This is a genomic window from Planomonospora corallina, assembly GCF_042650625.1.
In the GTDB taxonomy this organism is placed as follows: domain Bacteria; phylum Actinomycetota; class Actinomycetes; order Streptosporangiales; family Streptosporangiaceae; genus Planomonospora_B; species Planomonospora_B corallina.
Genome location: NZ_JBHSBM010000057.1, coordinates 1 through 1,532, shown reverse-complemented (window position 1 = coordinate 1,532; position 1,532 = coordinate 1). Strand labels below are relative to the sequence as shown.

Genomic DNA, 1,532 nt, shown 5'->3' with positions numbered 1-1,532 from the left:
ATCCCGGTCCGACCGGAACCGCTCCGTCTCCGGAGCAACCCTTCAAACTTACTCCAGCATCCCGTTCGTGTCCAATCGTGTGGACCCGCCCGATTTGCCGGGAGTTCGCGAGAGGGGTTCGCAGGGGCTCGCCCTGCGGAGAAAAGACTAGCAGGACTCTGGAGCGACAGCGGCAACTTGCCAACCATTCCCCGCCTTCATGCGTCCCAAACCTGCCGGTGCACTCAAGCGGACGGCAAGTCATCCGCAATCGGGCTCGGATACGAAGTAGGCACGAGGGTCAGGACTCTGGCTCCGTCATGGAGGTGACCTTGATGACCCGTTCGGAGTTCGATGACATCCGCGCGCACCTCGCCGCAGAGGCCGACCACCCGGATGATCTTCTCCTGCTCGCCCGGTCCCTGCTGGACGACCTCGAGACCGCACGCATGCGTGAGGCGACCCTGCGCTCCTACTATCTGCGTCTTCTCACCGCCGCCCGCGCGACGGTCGCCGCGGAGACCGCCGGCCATCCCGAGCCGCTCGCCTTCCTCGTCGACGAACTCGGCAAGCGCGGTCAACTCCCGGCCGGTGAGGAGGAGGTGAACCAGGTCCTGGCCGATGCCCGCACCGCGGCCGCGCTGGTCGCCGCGCTGGAGCAGGCGCCGGTCCGCAGGAGTGGAACGGGAGCCCGCGTCCGGAGGTGTGCCGGCACCAGCCGTACTCTCCCACGATGACCCGTTCCGCGTCGTTGACCTGGCCTTGAACCAAGATCTGCAACACTTCAGACATGTGGCAGCAGGGAATGAATTGGGCTGCGGCGACCCTCGTGGGCGTCTTCGGCGTTCTCTGGGTCGGTGTCGTGGTCTTCGCCGCGGCCGACGTGCCGATGTGGTCGCGGATCGCACAGACCGTTTTCGGCTCCTTCTTCGCGGGTTGGGCCGTGTACAAGGCGGCCCTGCTGCTCCGCCGTACCGGGCCCAAGTTCGTGCCGCGGCACCGGAGGGTCGGCCGGACCAGGGGATGGCTGACCACCAGAGGCTGGTTGTCCTGAGCTAGGAACCGGTCCGGAAGGCACGCAGCTCGTCGGCGACCTCCTGGACCGGGGCGCCGAGATCGAAACGGCTCAGGAGGAAGAGCGCGTCCTCGGTCTCGATCTCCAGGAGTTCCGTCCGAGAGGTGAAGCGGGTCCTGGTGTCCACCCGGATCCGTTCGACCGCGCTCCACGGCACCCGCGCGGAGCCGGCGAAACCCTTCACCACCACGATCCCGTCCCCGTCGGCGGCGAGCCGTACCGGGACCAGCAGGTCGCGCAGGGCCAGCACGGTCAGCATCACCGTCGTCCCACCCGCCAGGAGCACCCCGCGCGCGTCCCAGAGGTTCAGAACCGTGAGCACCGCGGCCACGGCCGCCCCTGCGGCTTTCAGGAGCAGGAACTCACGGCGCACACGCCAGTGCAGGACGGACGAGGACATGTCAGCCACCCTGGCACGTTACCGTCCTCCCTCCAGGAAGCGGAGCGACGCCGCCGGCACGGGCGCCGAGCGGACACG

Annotated in this window: 3 protein-coding genes; 2 read left to right on the top strand and 1 reads right to left on the bottom strand. The window is 68.1% G+C overall.

The window, feature by feature from the left end:
• The first annotated feature begins 314 nt into the window (after positions 1 to 314).
• Together ACFOWE_RS30995 and ACFOWE_RS30990 are read left to right on the top strand one after the other, a co-directional pair.
• Positions 315 to 716 (top strand): hypothetical protein, encoded by a 402-nt coding sequence (locus tag ACFOWE_RS30995; RefSeq protein ID WP_377294130.1) that lies wholly within the window; start codon positions 315 to 317, stop codon positions 714 to 716.
• A 53-nt stretch (positions 717 to 769) separates the two neighbouring features.
• Positions 770 to 1,033 carry a hypothetical protein gene (locus ACFOWE_RS30990; RefSeq protein WP_377294128.1) on the top strand — a complete coding sequence of 88 codons (264 nt, stop codon included), beginning with the start codon at positions 770 to 772 and terminating at the stop codon, positions 1,031 to 1,033.
• Position 1,034: 1 nt separating this feature from the next.
• Here the strand turns inward: ACFOWE_RS30990 and ACFOWE_RS30985 are convergent, their stop codons facing one another.
• A complete protein-coding gene (locus ACFOWE_RS30985; protein WP_377294132.1) occupies positions 1,035 to 1,454 on the bottom strand; it encodes a PH domain-containing protein in 420 nt (139 codons plus the stop codon).
• Between the last annotated feature and the right edge of the window lie 78 nt (positions 1,455 to 1,532).